15 protein-coding genes are annotated in these 16,500 nt (G+C 74.5%); 10 read left to right on the top strand and 5 right to left on the bottom strand.

The features are described 5' to 3' along the window. Positions 1–121: 121 nt before the first annotated feature. Entirely contained in the window at positions 122–1,546 is a 1,425-nt protein-coding gene (locus ACIQD7_RS12965) for an aminotransferase class V-fold PLP-dependent enzyme (RefSeq protein WP_402441593.1), read from the top strand. A 71-nt stretch (positions 1,547–1,617) separates the two neighbouring features. Here ACIQD7_RS12965 and ACIQD7_RS12960 read toward each other — a convergent pair whose 3' ends face one another. Both ACIQD7_RS12960 and ACIQD7_RS12955 read right to left on the bottom strand, forming a co-directional pair. Next, positions 1,618–1,899, bottom strand: a complete 282-nt coding sequence (locus tag ACIQD7_RS12960; RefSeq protein WP_030205672.1) for an Lrp/AsnC family transcriptional regulator — start codon at positions 1,897–1,899, stop codon at positions 1,618–1,620. After that, a complete protein-coding gene (locus ACIQD7_RS12955; RefSeq protein ID WP_402441592.1) occupies positions 1,896–2,630 on the bottom strand; it encodes a rhomboid family intramembrane serine protease in 735 nt (244 codons plus the stop codon). The genes ACIQD7_RS12960 and ACIQD7_RS12955 overlap by 4 nt, the downstream gene beginning before the upstream one ends. Before the next feature lie 159 nt (positions 2,631–2,789). Between ACIQD7_RS12955 and ACIQD7_RS12950 the strand changes: the two genes are divergently transcribed. The 5 genes from ACIQD7_RS12950 (at position 2,790) to ACIQD7_RS12930 (ending at position 8,292) form a co-directional block, all read left to right on the top strand. Next, the gene (locus tag ACIQD7_RS12950; protein WP_030205668.1) at positions 2,790–3,032 is read left to right on the top strand and encodes a hypothetical protein; all 243 of its coding nucleotides are present in this window, start codon (positions 2,790–2,792) and stop codon (positions 3,030–3,032) included. 33 nt (positions 3,033–3,065) lie between these two features. Continuing rightward, positions 3,066–4,430 carry an NYN domain-containing protein gene (locus ACIQD7_RS12945; RefSeq protein ID WP_121828468.1) on the top strand — a complete coding sequence of 455 codons (1,365 nt, stop codon included), beginning with the start codon at positions 3,066–3,068 and terminating at the stop codon, positions 4,428–4,430. 254 nt (positions 4,431–4,684) lie between these two features. Continuing rightward, positions 4,685–5,734: an NlpC/P60 family protein gene (locus tag ACIQD7_RS12940; protein WP_402441591.1), complete on the top strand. Its 1,050-nt coding sequence runs from the start codon at positions 4,685–4,687 to the stop codon at positions 5,732–5,734. 193 nt (positions 5,735–5,927) lie between these two features. Next, positions 5,928–6,980, top strand: coding sequence for an NlpC/P60 family protein (locus tag ACIQD7_RS12935; RefSeq protein WP_402441590.1), 1,053 nt, complete (start codon positions 5,928–5,930; stop codon positions 6,978–6,980). 85 nt (positions 6,981–7,065) lie between these two features. Further along, complete coding sequence (locus ACIQD7_RS12930; protein ID WP_402441589.1) at positions 7,066–8,292, top strand: hypothetical protein; 1,227 nt, start codon at positions 7,066–7,068, stop codon at positions 8,290–8,292. Here the strand turns inward: ACIQD7_RS12930 and ACIQD7_RS12925 are convergent. Both ACIQD7_RS12925 and ACIQD7_RS12920 read right to left on the bottom strand, forming a co-directional pair. Further along, a complete protein-coding gene (locus ACIQD7_RS12925; protein WP_402441588.1) occupies positions 8,280–8,489 on the bottom strand; it encodes a hypothetical protein in 210 nt (69 codons plus the stop codon). The two genes, ACIQD7_RS12930 and ACIQD7_RS12925, sit on opposite strands and share 13 nt — an antisense overlap. Positions 8,490–8,732: 243 nt before the next feature. Then, the gene (locus tag ACIQD7_RS12920) at positions 8,733–10,010 is read right to left on the bottom strand and encodes a glycosyltransferase 87 family protein (protein ID WP_402441587.1); all 1,278 of its coding nucleotides are present in this window, start codon (positions 10,008–10,010) and stop codon (positions 8,733–8,735) included. Between the two features lie 84 nt (positions 10,011–10,094). Between ACIQD7_RS12920 and ACIQD7_RS12915 the strand changes: the two genes are divergently transcribed. Then, positions 10,095–11,237 (top strand): glycosyltransferase family 4 protein, encoded by a 1,143-nt coding sequence (locus tag ACIQD7_RS12915; protein WP_402441586.1) that lies wholly within the window; start codon positions 10,095–10,097, stop codon positions 11,235–11,237. A gap of 67 nt (positions 11,238–11,304) precedes the next feature. Here the strand turns inward: ACIQD7_RS12915 and ACIQD7_RS12910 are convergent, their stop codons facing one another. Continuing rightward, a complete protein-coding gene (locus ACIQD7_RS12910) occupies positions 11,305–13,101 on the bottom strand; it encodes an AMP-dependent synthetase/ligase (RefSeq protein WP_402441585.1) in 1,797 nt (598 codons plus the stop codon). 303 nt (positions 13,102–13,404) lie between these two features. On the opposite strand from ACIQD7_RS12910, the gene ACIQD7_RS12905 reads away from it, so the two are divergent. The 3 genes from ACIQD7_RS12905 to ACIQD7_RS12895 all read left to right on the top strand — a co-directional run bounded on the left by ACIQD7_RS12905 (position 13,405) and on the right by ACIQD7_RS12895 (position 16,494). Continuing rightward, positions 13,405–14,172 carry a metallophosphoesterase gene (locus ACIQD7_RS12905; RefSeq protein WP_402441584.1) on the top strand — a complete coding sequence of 256 codons (768 nt, stop codon included), beginning with the start codon at positions 13,405–13,407 and terminating at the stop codon, positions 14,170–14,172. A 108-nt stretch (positions 14,173–14,280) separates the two neighbouring features. Then, positions 14,281–14,724: an SRPBCC family protein gene (locus tag ACIQD7_RS12900; protein ID WP_121828477.1), complete on the top strand. Its 444-nt coding sequence runs from the start codon at positions 14,281–14,283 to the stop codon at positions 14,722–14,724. Positions 14,725–15,360: 636 nt separating this feature from the next. Then, positions 15,361–16,494, top strand: a complete 1,134-nt coding sequence (locus ACIQD7_RS12895) for an ArsA family ATPase (protein ID WP_402441583.1) — start codon at positions 15,361–15,363, stop codon at positions 16,492–16,494. The last annotated feature ends 6 nt before the right edge of the window (positions 16,495–16,500 follow it).

The raw sequence follows: 16,500 nt of genomic DNA, 5'->3' as shown, positions 1-16,500 counted from the left end.
TCGGATCAGGGTTCCTTCCGCGTACCCCCACGTCTTCCGAGGCCTCACCCGTACCCCGCCGTGTCCGGCCGCGTACGGGACCACCGAAGCCATTCCGCACCGCCCGCCGGGAGATACCGCCATGTCCGCACGCCCGAACGCCGCCGCCACCGCCGTCACCACCGTCGTCGCCGAGGCCGTCGAGACCGCCGCCACCGAGTCCGCCGACCCCTGCTGCGCCGCCCCGCTGCCCGTCCTCGGCCGGGACGTGACCGTCCCGCTCGTCACCGGCGGCGAGGTGACCTACGCGGCGCTCGACTACGCGGCCAGCGCCCCGGCCCTCCAGCGGGTCTGGGACGACGTCGCCGCGTACGCCCCCTACTACGGCAGCGTCCACCGCGGCGCCGGCTACCTCTCCCAGCTCTCCACCGACCTCTTCGAGAACAGCCGGGCCACCGTCGCCGAGTTCCTCGACTGCCGCCCCGGCGACCAGGTCGTCTTCACCCGCTCCACCACCGACTCGCTCAACCTGCTCGCCGCCGCGATCCCGGCCGGCTGCCAGGTCTTCGTCTTCGAGACCGAGCACCACGCCTCGCTGCTGCCGTGGCGCGACGCCCGGGTCACCTACCTCAACGCGCCCCGCACCCCGGCCCAGGCCGTCGAGACCCTGGAGCGGGCCCTCGCCGACCGCGACCCCTACGGCCCCGCCCTGGTCTGCGTCACCGGCGCCTCCAACGTCACCGGCGAGCTGTGGCCGGTCAAGGAGCTGGCCGCCGCCGCGCACGCCCACGGCGCCCGGATCGTGCTCGACGCCGCCCAGCTCGCGCCCCACCACCCGGTCTCCGTGACCGACCTCGACGTGGACTGGGTCGCCTTCTCCGGGCACAAGCTGTACGCGCCCTTCGGCTCCGGCGTCCTCGCCGGCCGCGCCGACTGGCTCCAGGATTCCCAGCCCTACCTCGCGGGCGGCGGCGCCTCCCGCAAGGTGGCGCGTCGGGCCGACGGTGGTGTGGACGTGGAGTGGCACACCACCGCGGCCCGGCACGAGGCCGGTTCCCCGAACGTCATCGGGGTCTACTCGATCGCCTCCGCCTGCAAGGCCCTCACCGAGGCCGGCTTCGACGCCCTCGTCGCCCGCGAGAACCACCTGATCGCCACGGTCCGCGCGGGCCTGGCCGAGGTCCCCGAGGTCCGGGTCCTCTCGCTCTTCGGCGACGATGCCCCGCGCGTCGGCGTCATCTCCTTCGTCGTGGAGGGCTGGAACAGCTCCCACTTCGCTGCCGCGCTCTCCGCCGAGTACGGCATCGGCGTCCGCGACGGCCTCTTCTGCGCCCACCCGCTGGTCCGCACCCTGCTCGGCAGCGACCCGCAGGACCCGGGCGAGTGCGGCGCCCCCGAGGCGGCCCCCGGCGAGCGGTCCCTCAACGCCATCCGGGTGAGCTTCGGCGCCGGTACGCCCGACGAGCACGTGGAGCGGTTCGTCGGCGCCGTGAAGGAGCTCGTCCGGAACGGCGCCCAGTGGAAGTACCGCACCGAGGACGGCCGCTGCGTCCCGGACCGCGGCTGATCACTCACTCGTACGGGTGAAGGGGCCTCCCGACCGGGAGGCCCCTTCACCCTGTGCGCGCGTACGGAGCCTCAGGACTCCAGACCGATGGCGAAGGCCGCCTCCAGGTCGTGCTGCGAGTACGTGCGGAACGCGACGTGCGTGTCCGTGGCCTCGACGCCCGGGATCTTGCTGATGCTGCCGGGGATCACGTCCGCGAGGTCGTCGTGGCGCGGCACCCGGACCATGGCGATCAGGTCGTACGTACCGGTCACCGAGAAGACCTCGCTGACGCTGTCGAGCGCCGCGATCGACTCGGCGATCTCGGGGATGCGGTCCACGCTGGTCTTGATGAGCACGATCGCGGTGATCACGGCTGGCTTTCTCCCTCGGTCGCCGCGGCTGGGGCCTTCACTCTATCCCCACCCCGATAGCGCACCCAGGCGTAGAGGAAGCCGATCGCGAAGCCCACCACATGAGCCAGATAGGCGACGCCGGGCCCCGCGCCCGCCGCCCGCGCGGCCATCCACTGGAGCGTGAACCAGAAGATCAGCACGATCCAGGCGGGGAAGCGCAGCGGCAGGAAGAGGAGGAAGGGGAAGAGGCTGGTGACCCGGGACCGCGGGAAGAGGAAGAGGAAGGCGCCGAGCACCCCGGAGATCGCCCCCGACGCCCCGACGAGGGTCTGCTCGCTGTGGGCGTGCGCCGCCGCGTACCCGGCGAGGGCGAGGCAGCCGGTGGCCAGGTAGAAGAGGGCGAAGGCGACCCGGCCCATGCGCTCCTCGGCCATCGCGCCGAAGACGTACAGGAAGAGCATGTTCCCCAGCAGGTGGAGCCAGCTGCCGTGGACGAAGAGCGCGGTGAACGGGGTGAGCAGGGCGCGCGGCTCACCGCTCATCAGCTCGGCGGGGACGACCCCCCAGCGGCGGAAGTACGACCCCTGGGCCGCCAGGAGCGCGTCCCCCGTGCCGTACGCCGGGTTCAGCCCGGAGACCGGGCCGAACGCGAAGAGGAGGCAGCAGGCGGCGATGAGCCCGTACGTCACCGCGGGTCCGCCGCGGGCGCCCCGCAGTGTGCCGGTCACCGCGCTTCGCCAATCGATCATGGGCCGATGATGGCGCACCCGGGACGAAGTGGACAGAGTGCCTCGCCGTGCCCCCGCCCGCGCGTGAGGCCGTAGGGTTGCGGGCAGTACGACCGCAGTTCGACGGCGCACCGCGGCTCCCGCACCTGAGTACCACGCAACAGGAAGAAGGACGGCTCGATGACGACGGTTCCCCTGCCGACCGCCGAGACCCGCTGGCGCTGCACGCTCTGCGGCAACCTCACCCGCTTCGACGTGACCCGCTCGTCCAAGGTCGTCGAGTACGTCCATCTGGACCTCGCGGGGGAGCCGACGGTCGAGGAGCGGCAGGTGGTCAGTGAGACCATCGAGTCGGTCCGCTGCCGCTGGTGCAACGCGGTGGACCGGATCGAACTGGTGGACAGGCCGGGCGCCGCCTCCTGAGGGACGGCGCGGACGACATAGGGGTGACGGATCGTGGAGCAGCCCGCGCACGGTGGAGAGCCGGCCGGCGCGGCAGGTGACGCTGCCGAGACGCTCGACCACCCGCTGCCGGAGGGCGTGCGGCGGCGGGTCGTCGCGCTGGTCGCGGACGCCTTCGGCGGGCTGACCGTCGCGGAGCTGCCCGCGCCCCTGCGGCAGTACGCCCGCTTCACCGCGAGCCGGCGGGCCAAGTTCGCCGGCAACGCGATGGCGGCCGCCCTGGAGAGCGATCCGCTCTTCCGGCAGCGGATCGGCGAGCGGTTCAAGCAGGGCCAGCCCGAGCTGGCCGGAGCCGTCGAGGGCGGCGCCCCGCCCGCGGCGGCCGACCCCGTCGACGTGGCCGCCGCCGCCTACGTGCTGCGTCCGCCCGGCTGGGTCAAGCTGGTCGCCGCCGCGGGCGAGGAGGCCCTGCGGGCCGACGCCGAGCGGGCCGACGAGGCCGGCCGGCGCGAACTGGAGCGGCTGCGCGAGGAGCTGGCCGCCGCCCGGGACCGCTCCCGGGGCGAGACCGAGCAGTTGCGGCACGACCTGGAGGCGGCCCGCAAGGAGGCCGAGTCGCTCCACCGCAAGCTGCGCAGCGCGCAGAGCGACGTGAAGCGGGGCGAGGCCGCGCTGCGCAAGGTCCAGGGCGAGATCGAGGCCGCGCGGGCCGAGTCGGCGGCCCAGGTGTCGGCCGCCGAGAGCGAGAGCCGGCGGCTGCGGGCCCGGCTCGGCGAGGTCGAGGCGGCCCTGGAGGCCAGTCGCAGGACCGCCCGCGAGGGGCGTTCGGTGGAGGACATGCGGCTGCGACTGCTGCTCGACACGGTCCTCGACGCGGCCCAGGGGCTGCGCCGCGAACTCGCGCTGCCGCCCGTCTCGACGCATCCGGCGGACACCGTGGACGCGGTGGAGCCGGGGCGGATGTCCCCGAAGGACATCGCGGCGCGGGCGCTCTCCGAGACCGACCCGGCGCTGCTGGACCAGCTCCTGTCGCTGCCGCAGACCCATCTGGTCGTCGACGGCTACAACGTCACCAAGACCGGCTATCCGACGATGCCGCTGGAGAAGCAGCGGCTGCGGCTGCTCGGCGGGCTCTCGGCCCTCGCGGCCCGCTCGGGCGCCGAGGTCACCTGCGTCTTCGACGGGGCGGAGCTGGCGGCCCCGGTGCTGCTCGCGCCGCCGCGCGGGGTGCGGGTGCTGTTCTCCAAGCCCGGTGTCACGGCCGACGAGTTGATCCGGCAGCTGGTGCGGGCGGAGCCGCCGGGGCGGCCGGTGGTGGTGGTCTCCACGGACCGCGAGGTGGCCGACGGTGTGGCGAAGGCGGGGGCGCGTCCGGTCGCGTCCGCCTTGTTGCTGAAGCGGCTTTCGCGGCTCTCGTAGCCCCTCGTAACTCCTGGCCCTTATGCCCGGATTGTGGACGGCGGACCGTCAACCGCCCCTCACTGCCCGTGCGATGTATGTAAATAATGTGGTGCGTGAGCGAGATTTTCTCCGGTGGGATTTGAATGATCACAACTCGGTCACTAGGGTCGGGGCTCGAACCTTCGCGCGGTTGATCACCCATCCGGGGTGACGGCGGAGGAACCGCCTGCCCCTGACCGGTTGGCGGCTCGAGGAAGAAGGAGATCGCCTTCGTGGCGTCCCACCGTCGACCCAAGCAGCCGAGCCGCACCCGCGTGACCGTGCTCACCGTGACCGCGGCCGCGGCCGTCGCCCTCACCGCCCAGTCCGGCGCCCAGGCGGCCCCCGCCAAGCCCAAGATCGACGAGGTCAAGTCGAAGGTCGACGCGCTGCACCACGAGGCCGAGGAGGCCACGGAGCAGTACAACCAGGCCGACGAGCGCCGGGGCAAGCTGCAGAAGGAGATCGGTCAGCTCCAGGACAAGGTGGCCCGCGGTCAGCAGGAGCTCAACGCCCTGCGCGACAAGATCGGTTCGGTCGCCAGCGCCCAGTACCGCTCCGGCGGCATCGACCCGGCCCTCCAGCTCTTCCTCTCCGGCGACCCGGACACCTACCTCGACAAGGCGTCCGCGATCGACCAGCTGAGCGCCCAGCAGGCCGACGTGCTCACCGCCATCCAGGCCAAGCAGCGCACCCTCTCCCAGCAGCGCGCCGAGGCCACCGAGAAGCTCGGCGACCTCGAGAGCGTCCGCAAGTCCCTCGGCGACAAGAAGCGCAAGTACCAGGGCAAGCTGGCCGAGGCCCAGAAGCTCCTCAACACCCTCACCGCGGCCGAGAAGGCCCGGATCGCGGAGGAGGAGCGGGCCAAGGAGCAGCGGGCCAGCCGCGCCGCCGGCGAGCGCCTCGACCTCGGCAACGAGGCCCCCGCGAGCGGCCTCGGCGCCGCCGCGCTCAGCGCCGCCGCCACCCAGATCGGCAAGCCGTACGTCTCCGGTGCCGAGGGCCCCAACGCGTACGACTGCTCCGGTCTGACCCAGTGGGCCTACCGCCAGGCCGGCGCCGACCTCAGCCGCGTCACCTACACCCAGCAGAACGACGGCGTGAAGATCGGCCGCAGCCAGCTCAAGCCGGGCGACCTGGTCTTCTTCAACAGCCTGTCGCACGTGGGCCTCTACGCGGGCAACAACACGATCCTGCACGCCCCCAAGCCGGGCGCCAGCGTCCGCTACGAGTCCATGGACTACATGGGGACGTTCCAGTTCGGCGTCCGCATCGGGGGCTGACCCCGCGACCCGCCGCGTCATGCCGCCCGAACGGGTGGTTCCCCGCGACCCGCGCTGACCCGACGCCCCGCCGGTGACCTGTGTTCTCCGGCGGGGCGTCACTTTGCGTGCCCGGCGCCTTCGTTGGACGCGGGGGTGGCAGCGGCTACTGTCTGCCGCGCCAGTCTGCGTCGAGCCGAACGGAGCGCGATCCGTGGCGTCCCACCGCCGACCCGCCCGGGTCACCGTCCTCACCGCCGCCGCGGCGGCCACCGCGGCCGCGTCCCTCGGGGCCGTCCCCGCGAGCGCCGACCCCGGGGCCGGCACCGGGGCCGCCCGGACCACGGTCGACCGCCTCTTCGAGGAGGCCGAGCGGGCCACCGAGAGCTACAACGCGGCGGACGAGAAGGCGGACGAGCTGCGCCGCACGGTCTCCCGGGCCCGCGACGGACTGGCCCGGGGCCAGGAGCGCGTCAACCGCATGAGGGGCGTCCTCGGCTCGCTCGCCGGGGCCCAGTACCGCTCCGGCGGCATCGACCCCGCCCTCGCCCTGCTGCTCTCCTCCGACCCGGACAGCTACCTCGAACGCGCCTCGGCCCTCGACCGGCTCACCGCCCGCCAGAGCGACGCGCTCGGCGAACTCCGGCGCGAGCAGCGCCGCCTGGGCCAGCAGCGGAGCGAGGCCCGCACGGTCCTGGCCGAGCTGGAGCGCAGCCGGACCGAGGTCGCCCGCCACAAGCGCATCGTCGAGCGCAAGCTCGCCGAGGCCCGCCGGGTGCTCGCCTCCCTCACCGCCGAGCAGCGCGCCGACTTCGACGAGCGCGCCTCCCGCACCGGCGGCCGCGAGGACGCCCGCGCCGAAGGGGCCTTCGGCGGCCCGGCCGGGGAGCCGACCGCCGCCGTCGGCTCCGGCCCGGTCTCCTCGCGGGTCGCCGCCGCCGTGGCCGCCGCCCGGAGCGCGGTCGGCAGGCCGTACGTGTGGGGGGCGACCGGCCCCTCCGCCTTCGACTGCTCGGGCCTGATGGTCTGGTCCTACCGCCAGGCCGGGATCGCCCTGCCGCGCACCTCGGCCGCCCAGCGGTACGCGGGCCGGCAGGTGCCGCTCGCGCAGGCGCAGCCCGGGGACCTCGTCACGTACCGGGGCGACGCCAGCCACGTGGCGATCTACGTCGGGAACGGGCAGGTCATCCACGCCCCCTACCCGGGCGCCCGGGTCCGCTACGACCCGGTGAACATGATGTCGCACGTGACGGTGACCCGGGTCTGAGCCGGACGCGCCCCCGCCCCCGGCCCCGGCGGGCCGGGCCCGCCCCGGGAGCCGCGTCCGCCGTTCGGATCGTACGATCGGAGGCGTGGCGGGTCAGGGGTACGGAGCGCGACGGCCGGCGGTCTTCTGCCTGCTGTCCCTGCTGCTCGCCCTGGCGGGCCTCGTCGGCTGCGCGGGGACCGGGCCCGTCGCCCGGACCGAGTCCCGGGAGATCCAGGCGCTCCTCGACGAGCACGCCAGGGCCCTCCTCGCCCGCGACGAGCCCGGCTACCGGGCCGCCCTCGACCCCGCCTACGCCCCGGCCGCCCTCACCGTCTACCGGCGGCTCGCGGCGGTCCCGCTCGACGGCTGGTCGTACGAGGTCACCGGCGTCGAGCGCACCGCCCCCGACCGGGTCACCGCCCGCGCCGAGCTCGGCCACCGGCTCAGGGGTCACGACCGGCGGCCCGTCACCACCGCCCGGATCCTGGACCTCACCGAGCGCGGCGGACGCTGGTACGTGACCGGCGAGCGGCCCGCGCAGGGGGCGCCCCGGCAGCTGTGGGAGCAGGGGGACGTCACGGTCGTCCGGGGCACCCGCTCGCTGGTCCTCGGCACCGGCCGGGACCGGGCGCGGCTCCGGGAGGTCGCGGCGGCGGCCGACCGGGCGGTCCCCGCCGTCACCGGCGCCTGGCCCGAGGACTGGGCCCGCCGGGTGGTCGTCCTCGTCCCCGGCTCCCTGGACGCCATGGGGGAGCTGCTCGGGGCGCCGGGGGACTCCTACCGGGGGATAGCGGCCGTCACCACGGGCGAGACCAGGGGCGGGGCGGACGCGCCCGCCGACCGGGTGATCGTCAACCCCGACGCGTACGGGATGCTCGGCGACTTCGGCCGGCAGCTGGTCCTCACCCACGAGACCGTCCACGTCGCCACCCGCGCCCACACCACCCCGTCGACCCCGGTCTGGCTCTCCGAGGGCTTCGCGGACTGGATCGCCTACCGGGACGCGGACCGCACCCCCGCGCAGGCCGCCCCCGAGCTGCGCCGCGCGGTCCGGGACGGCGAGCAGCCCGTCCGGCTCCCCGAGGACGCCGACTTCGCCTTCGGCGGGGACGCGGAGGCCCTGGCCCGGGCCTACGAGGGCGGCTGGCTGGCCTGCGAGCTGATCGCGGAGCGCTGGGGCGAGGCGGAGCTCACCGCCTTCTACCGGGCGGTGGGCGCCCATCCGGGCCGGGAGGGTGCGGTGGAGAACGCGCTCCACGACGTCCTGGACACCACCCCGGAGGCCTTCACCGAGGACTGGCGCGCCTACGTGGCGGATCAGCTCGGCTGACCGGCCCGGCGCTCCAGCTCCTCCAGGACCTCCGCCGGCCAGGCCTTCTCCGCCGTGCCCGCCGCCCGGGCGATCCGCAGCATCCCCCGGCGGAAGGGGTCGGGCTCGCGCTCGGCGGACACCTGCTGCGCGAACCGTTCGCCGCCCTCCTGCTCGGCGGCCCCGGCCACCCCGCCCACGCCCCGGCCGCCGCCCACGGCATCGCCACCAAGGCCATGTACGCCGCCACCATGGCCTTCTACGCCGTCCGGCAGGCCGCCGCCATCCACAGCGCCCACCTGCTCGGCGCGGGCCGCGACGAACGGCGGGCGCGCTCTTCCTGCGCTGCGTCGGCCCGTACCTGATCCCGCTCGGCGGGTACATCGCGCTCGCCGGGGTCTTCGAGGGCACCCCCGCGAGCCCGTACCTCGCCCGGATCACCCTCGCGGGGGCGTCCCCGCTCAGCGGAACGAGCCCGACAGGGCCTTCTCGCGCTCCGGGCGTGCCGCCTGCGCGGGGACGGTCGCGGCGGCGAGGCGCGGCTCCGTGACCGTCTGCCGCCACAGGATCCGGCAGGCCAGGACGGCGGCGGCGACCAGCAGGCCGTTGCGGGTGAACAGCACCGCCATGCCCAGCGCGTCGCTCCGCGTCACGTGCCAGAACCACACCGGGAACTCGAACTGCGTCACCGCCGTCGCCCAGACCACCAGGTGCGCGGGCCGCTCCATCCGGCTCGACCGGAAGACCAGGCACACCGCCGCCAGACCGACCAGCCACAGCATGTACTGCGGGGAGAGCACCCGGCTCGTCAGCGTGAAGAGCAGCACCGCCACGAAGGCCGCGTCCGCCACCGTCGAGGAGACGAACCGGCGCGCCCTGACCCGCCAGAGCAACAGCCAGCCGAAGGCGCCGATCGTCACCGCCATCGCGGCCGTCGACACCGCCGGCACGTACGGGCCGAGGAACTCCATCGAGCCGTAGTTCATCCGCACCTCGCCCTCCCAGCCGAAGTGCCGCAGGACGTGGAAGACCGTCGCGCCCAGGGACTCCACCTCGGTCCCCCGGTCCCGCTGGAAGGAGAGGAAGGACAGCGCCCCCGGCTTCCACAGCACGCACAGCAGCAGCACCCCGGCCGCCGCGCCCGCCGCCGCCGACCAGGACCGGAGCGTCGCCCGCCCCTTCGGGGTGCCCACGAGCACCAGCGCCGGCCACACCTTCAGGACCGTCCCGAAACCGGCGAGCGCGCCCAGCACCCGCGGGCTCCGGCCGGCCGCCAGGAGCCCCGCCACCGCGACGGCGGTCACCATCACGTCGTACCGGGCGTACGCGGTCGGGCCGAGCAGCGCGACGCCCGCCAGCCAGATCCAGGCGCCCCGGAACGTCCGGCCCGCCCGGCGGCCCGTGTACAGGAGGAGCCCGAAGACCAGCGCGTCGCAGAGCAGCGCCAGGACGAAGAAGGCGGCCGCGTAGCCGAGGAACGGCAGCAGGTCGGGGGCCAGCATCACGAACGCCGCCGCCGGCGGGTACTGCCAGGTGACGTCGTCCAGCGGATAGGTGCCGGCCCGCAGCACCTCGTACCAGCCCCGGTAGATGTTCTCGACGTCGTACGCGATGTCCGGTCCCGGGACCTCCACGACGTCGAACACGCAGAGCAGGAGGAGGACCCGGGTGAGGCTCCAGAGGCCGACGGGAAGCCACAGGCCCGTGCGCGGGCCCTTCCCCACTGCGCCCGTCGTCACTGACTCGTCCTCGTCCGGTCGGCCCGCTCGCGCGGGGGAGTGGTGGTGCCGGGCTGTGGGTGCGATCGCGTACTGTCGGCCACGATGCACAAGACCCTGATCGTAACCAACGACTTCCCGCCGCGTCCCGGGGGAATCCAGGCCTTCCTGCACAACATGGCCCTCCGCCTGGACCCCGAACGGGTCGTGGTCTACGCCTCCACCTGGAAGCGGGGCCGCGAAGGGGCCGAGGCGACGGCCGCGTTCGACGCCGAACAGCCCTTCACCGTCGTCCGGGACCGCACCACGATGCTGCTGCCGACCCCCCGGGTCACCGCCCGCGCCACCGCGCTGCTGCGCGAACACGGCTGCGCGTCCGTGTGGTTCGGCGCCGCCGCCCCGCTCGGCCTGATGGCCCCCGCCCTGCGCCGGGCCGGCGCCCGGCGCCTGGTCGCGACCACCCACGGCCACGAGGCGGGCTGGGCCCAACTGCCCGCCGCCCGGCAGCTGCTGCGCCGCATCGGCGAGGGCACCGACACGATCACCTACCTCGGCGAGTACACCCGCTCCCGGATCGCCTCGGCCCTCACCCCGGCCGCCGCCGGCCGGATGGTCCAGCTCCCGCCCGGCGTCGACGAGAAGACCTTCCACCCCGGCTCCGGCGGCGACGCGGTCCGCGCCCGCCTCGGGCTCAGCGACCGGCCCGTCGTCGTCTGCGTCTCCCGGCTCGTCCCGCGCAAGGGCCAGGACACCCTGATCAGGGCCCTGCCGGGCATCCTGCGCCGGGTCCCGGACGCCGTCCTCCTGATCGTCGGCGGCGGCCCGTACGAGAGGGACCTGCGCCGCCTCGCCGCCGAGACGGGCGTGGCCGGATCCGTACGCTTCACCGGCGCCGTCCCCTGGGCCGAACTGCCCGCCCACTACGGGGCCGGGGACGTCTTCGCCATGCCCTGCCGCACCCGGCGCGGCGGCCTCGACGTCGAGGGCCTCGGCATCGTCTATCTGGAGGCCTCCGCCACCGGACTGCCCGTCGTCGCGGGCGACTCCGGCGGCGCCCCCGACGCCGTCCTCGACGGCGAGACGGGCTGGGTCGTGCGCGGCGACTCCCCGGAGGAGACCGCCGACCGCGTCACCACCCTCCTCCTCGACCCCGAACTCCGCGCCCGCATGGGCGAACGCGGCCGGGCCTGGGTCGAGGAGAAGTGGCGCTGGGACCTGCTCGCGGAGCGGCTGCGCGAGCTGCTCTGAGCGGTGCGCGCACGCAGGAGGCCCCGGACGGTCCGTCCGGGGCCTCCTCTTCGTGCGCGTACCGGGATCAGCCCCGGTAGATCGCCTCGATCTCGTCCGCGAAGTCCTTCGCCACCACGTTCCGCTTCAGCTTCAGGGACGGGGTGATGTGCCCCGCCTCCTCCGTGAACTGGGCCGGCAGCACACGGAACTTGCGGACCGACTCCGCCTTGGACACCGCCGTGTTGCCGTCGTCGATCGCCCGCTGGACCTCGGCCAGGAGCTCCGCGTCGTCGCGCAGGGTCGCCGCCGTCGCACCGGCCGGCTTGCCGTGCTCGGCCGCCCAGCGCCCGAGGAACTCCTCGTCCAGGGTGACGAGCGCGCCCACGAACGGACGCCCGTCGCCGACCACCATGCACTCCGCGACCAGCGCGTGCGCCCGGATCCGGTCCTCGATGACCGCCGGGGCGACGTTCTTGCCGCCCGCCGTCACCAGGATCTCCTTCTTCCGGCCGGTGATCGCCAGATAGCCGTCCTCGTCGAGCGTGCCGATGTCACCCGTGTGGAACCAGCCGTCGGCCAGCGCCTCGGCCGTCGCCGCCTCGTTGTTCCAGTACCGCGAGAAGACGTGCTCGCCGTGCAGCAGCACCTCGCCGTCGTCGGCGATCCGCACCACCGAGCCCGGAAGCGGCTGCCCGACCGTGCCGATCTTCTGCCGGTCCCACGGGTTGAACGCGGTCGCCGCGCACGACTCCGTCAGGCCGTAGCCCTCCAGGACGGTGAAGCCGATGCCCCGGAAGAAGTGGCCGAGCCGCTCGCCCAGCGGCGCGCCGCCCGAGATCGCGTACTCGCCGCGCCCGCCGAGCACCGCCCGCAGCTTGCCGAAGACCAGCTTGTCGAAGACCTTGTGCTTCAGCCGCAGACCGAGGGACGGGCCCTGCGGGGTGCCGAGCGCCCGGCTGTACGCGATGGCCGTCTGCGCGGCCTTGTCGAAGATCTTGCCCTTGCCGTCGGCCTGCGCCTTCGCCCGCGCCGAGTTGTAGACCTTCTCGAAGACCCGGGGCACGCCCAGGATCAGCGTCGGCCGGAACGAGGCCAGCTCGTCCGTGAGGTTCTTGATGTCCGGGACGCAGCCCAGCCGGATCGGCGCCATCACGGACGCCACCTCGACGAGCCGCCCGAAGACGTGCGCGGCCGGCAGGAACAGCAGCACCGAGCACTCGCCCGTGCGGAAGAGGGGCTTCAGCCGCTCGACCACGTTGCCGCACTCGGCGAAGAAGGCCCGGTGGGTCAGGACGCAGCCCTTGGGGCGGCCCGTGGTGCCCGAGGTGTAGACGATCGTCGCCGGGTCGTCCGCGTTCGCCGCCGACATCCGCTCGTCGAGCAGCTCGTCGGAGACCCCGGCCCCCTCGGCGGTGAGGCGCGCGACGGCGTCGTCCTCGATCCGCCACACGTTCTTCAGCTCCGGCAGGTCCGCCCGGACCGAGGCCACCGACTCCTCGTGCGCCGCGCTCTCCACCAGGACGGCGCTCGCGCCCGAGTCGCCCAGGATCCACTGGATCTGCTCCGGTGAGCTGGTCTCGTACACCGGCACGGTCACGCCGCCCGCGCTCCAGATCGCGAAGTCGAGGAGCACCCACTCGTACCGGGTGCGGGAGAGCAGCGCGACCCGGTCGCCCGGCTCCACCCCCGCCGCGATCAGACCCTTGGCGACCCCCCGGACCTCGGCGAGGAACGCGGTGGCGGTGACGTCCGTCCAGACGCCGTCGACCTTGCGCCCCATCACGGCGACGTCTGGGTGCTGGGAGGCGTTGCGGCGGATGAGATCCGTCAGGTTGCCGTCCGTGGGGACCTCGTACAGGGCCGGAAGGCTGAACTCGCGCAAGACTGCTGCTCCTCATCGGGCGCCGGCGCCACGGCTCTGTGTGATGCACCGGTGTAGTCCATATTCGGTCAGGTGCTCAGTGGGGGTGAGCACGACTGGACTGCCCGGACGTTACCCATCAGTACGTGGTTCCCGATAGGGGGTCCCGGTCAGATGTTCCGTGCGTCACACACGCATGACGGTGCTCTGTGAACAGTAGTCCACCGGTTTCCGGACTCGGAAGTAACCGCAGGTAGGGCGGCCGGGAACGGCCCGTCGCCCGATTCCCGACCCGGGCCGGGGGACGCCCCCTAAGGTGGCTCCATGCGAGTCCATGTGGTCAGTGACGTGCACGGCAACGCCGGGGACCTCGCCCGGGCGGGGGACGGCGCCGACGCCCTGATATGCCTCGGGGACCTGGTCCTCTTCCTCGACTACGCCGACCACGGCCGGGGCATCTTCCCCGACCTCTTCGGCGTCGAGAACGCCGACCGGCTCGTCGAGCTGCGCACCGCCCGCCGCTTCGACGAGGCCCGTGACCTGGGCCGGCGCCTCTGGGCCGAGCTCGGCATCGACCGCACCACCGCCATCGAGGCCGCCGTGCGCCGGCAGTACGCCGAACTCTTCGCCGCCTTCCCCACCCCGACGTACGCCACCTACGGGAACGTGGACATCCCCCGCTTCTGGCCCGAGTTCGCCCGGCCCGGGACCACCGTCCTCGACGGGGAGCGGGTCGAGCTCGGCGGACGCGTCTTCGGCTTCGTCGGCGGCGGCCTGCGCACCCCGATGCGCACGCCGTACGAGATCTCCGACGAGGAGTACGCGGCGAAGGTCGAGGCGCTCGGCGAGGTCGACGTCCTCTGCTCCCACATCCCGCCGGAGGTCCCGGACCTCACCTACGACACGGTGGCCCGCCGCTTCGAGCGCGGCAGCCGGGCCCTGCTCGACGCGATCCGGCGCACCCGGCCGCGCTACGCGCTCTTCGGCCACGTCCACCAGCCGCTGGCCCGGCGGATGCGGGTGGGCGCCACCGAGTGCGTCAACGTCGGCCACTTCGCCTCGACCGGCAGGCCCTTCGCCCTGGAGTGGTGATCCCGGGCCTTCCCGTGGCGGGGCCGGGACCCCGGGCGCGATAGCCTGCCACCGGCACGCCCGTGCCCCCCGACTTCCGCCGGACCGCACAGTGGAGGAGCCACCGCGATGGCCGAACACACCAGCTCGAGCATCACCGTCGAGGCGGCGCCGGCCGACGTCATGGGCGTGATCGCCGACTTCGCCCGCTACCCCGAGTGGACGGGCGAGGTGAAGGAGGCCGAGGTCCTGGAGAAGGACGCCGCCGGCCGCGCGGAGAAGGTCCGGCTGCTCCTCGACGCGGGCGCGATCAAGGACGACCACACCCTCGCGTACACCTGGACCGGCGCCGACGAGGTCAGCTGGACCCTGGTCAAGTCCCAGATGCTCCGCTCCCTCGACGGCTCCTACCGCCTGACCCCGCTCGACGGCGGCCGCCGCACCGAGGTCACCTACCAGCTGACCGTCGACGTCAAGATCCCCATGCTCGGCATGATCAAGCGCAAGGCCGAGAAGGTCATCATCGACCGCGCCCTGGCGGGCCTGAAGAAGCGCGTGGAATCCGGAGCGTAGTCGCTGCGCGGCGGGGCGGGTACGGGGTCGGGGAGCACGGTCCCCGGGACCGTGCGGGTCCTGTCGCTGGGCGGGGCCCGGGGCTGTGTGCCGCTTGCGGCGGGCCTCGGGTCCGTGCGCCTGCGGCGATGGGCGGGACCGGCCCCGGGGCGTGTGCCGCCTGCGGCGGATGCTGCCTTCGCGACCGGGTGGATCCCGGGGCGGGCTCCCGGACCCGTGTGTCGCCTGCGGCGATGGGCAGGCCCTGGGACGGGGTCGGTCCCGGGGCAGGCGTCGGCTTCGATGCCGGGGCGGGCCCGGGAGGCGTACCGCCTCCGGCTGGCCCCGGGCCCCTGCGCCTGCGGCGACGGGCGTTTCTTCCACCCCGGACGGGCCTGCGGCGGTGCTGCCTTCGCCCCCGGGCGTATCCCGGGGCGGGCCCCCGCACCCGTGTGCCGCTTGCGGCGACCGGCGGGGCTGCTCTCGACGCGGGACGGCCCGGGCCGGGGCACGGCCTCTTCCGGGGCGCGGCGGCGGGTGTTCCCTTCGTCCCGGTCGGGTCTAGGAGTGGGGCCGCCTTCGGCCCCAGGCCGGTAGGAGGGGTTCCGCCACGGGCCACCGGAAACCGTCTCGCCGGAGGCGGGTAGCGTCCTCTTCATGCGGATCATCCTTGTCACCGGCCTCGGCGGCGCCGGGCGCACCACCGTCGCCGCCGCGACCGCTCTCGCCGGGGCGCGGGGCGGGCGGCGGGTGCTGCTCGTCTCCGAGGACGCCGGGCGGCTGCCGGAGGACGGGAACCTGCGGGTCCTGCGGCCCGAGCCCGCCGTCGACTTCCGGCGTGAGTTCCTCGCGCTCCAGGCCCGCTCCGGCGTCGCCCTCGACCTGCTCGGCGCCGCGCCCTTCGAGGACGCCGAGCTGACCGAGCTGCCCGGCAGCCGCTCCTTCGCCCTGCTGCGGGCCCTGCGCGAGGCCGCCTCCGGCGACCACGAACTCGCCGTCGTGGACCTGCCCCCGCTCCCCGAGGCCCTTGCCGTCCTCGCGCTGCCCGAGCAGCTCCGCCGCTACCTGCGCCGGCTCCTGCCCCAGGAGCGCCAGGCCGCCCGCGCCCTGCGCCCGATGCTCGCCCAGCTCGCCGGGGTCCCCATGCCCGCGCAGTGGCTGTACGAGACCACCGCCCGCTGGGAGGCCGAACTCGCCGCCGTCCAGGCCGTCGTGGAGGCCCCCGCCACCACCGTCCGGCTCGTCCTCGAACCCGGACCCGCCGCCACCCGCGCCCTGCGCACCGCCCGCCTCGGCCTCGCCCTCCACCGCCTCGCCCTCGACGCCGTCGTCGCCAACCGGCTCCTGCCCGCCGGCTCCGAGGACCCCTGGCTCGCCGGACTGACCGCCGAGCAGCACCGGCACCTGGCGGAGCTCCGTACCGGCACCGGCGTGCTCCACGAGCTCCCGCACCTCGGCCGCGCCCCGCGCGGGGCCGACGACCTCGCCCTCCTCGCCCCCGCCGAGGGCGAACCCGCGCCCGTGCCCGGGTGGACCGTCGAGGACCGGCGCGAGGAGGACGGCGTCCTCGTCTGGCACCTCCCCCTGCCCGGCGCCGTCAAGGAGGAGCTCTCCCTCGTCCGGCGCGGCGACGAGCTGCTCCTGACCGCCGGCCCCTTCCGCCGCAACCTCCCCCTCCCCGGCGCCCTGCGCCGCTGCACCGTCACCGGCGCCGGCCTCGTCGACGGCGACCTCCGCGTCCGCTTCACCCCCGACCCCGGACTCTGGCCCGACCGGCCCCGCACCCCCTGACCCCCG

Source organism: Streptomyces sp. NPDC093071 (assembly GCF_044754545.1).
Lineage (GTDB): Bacteria > Actinomycetota > Actinomycetes > Streptomycetales > Streptomycetaceae > Streptomyces.
This window is presented reverse-complemented; position numbering and strand designations above follow the sequence as displayed.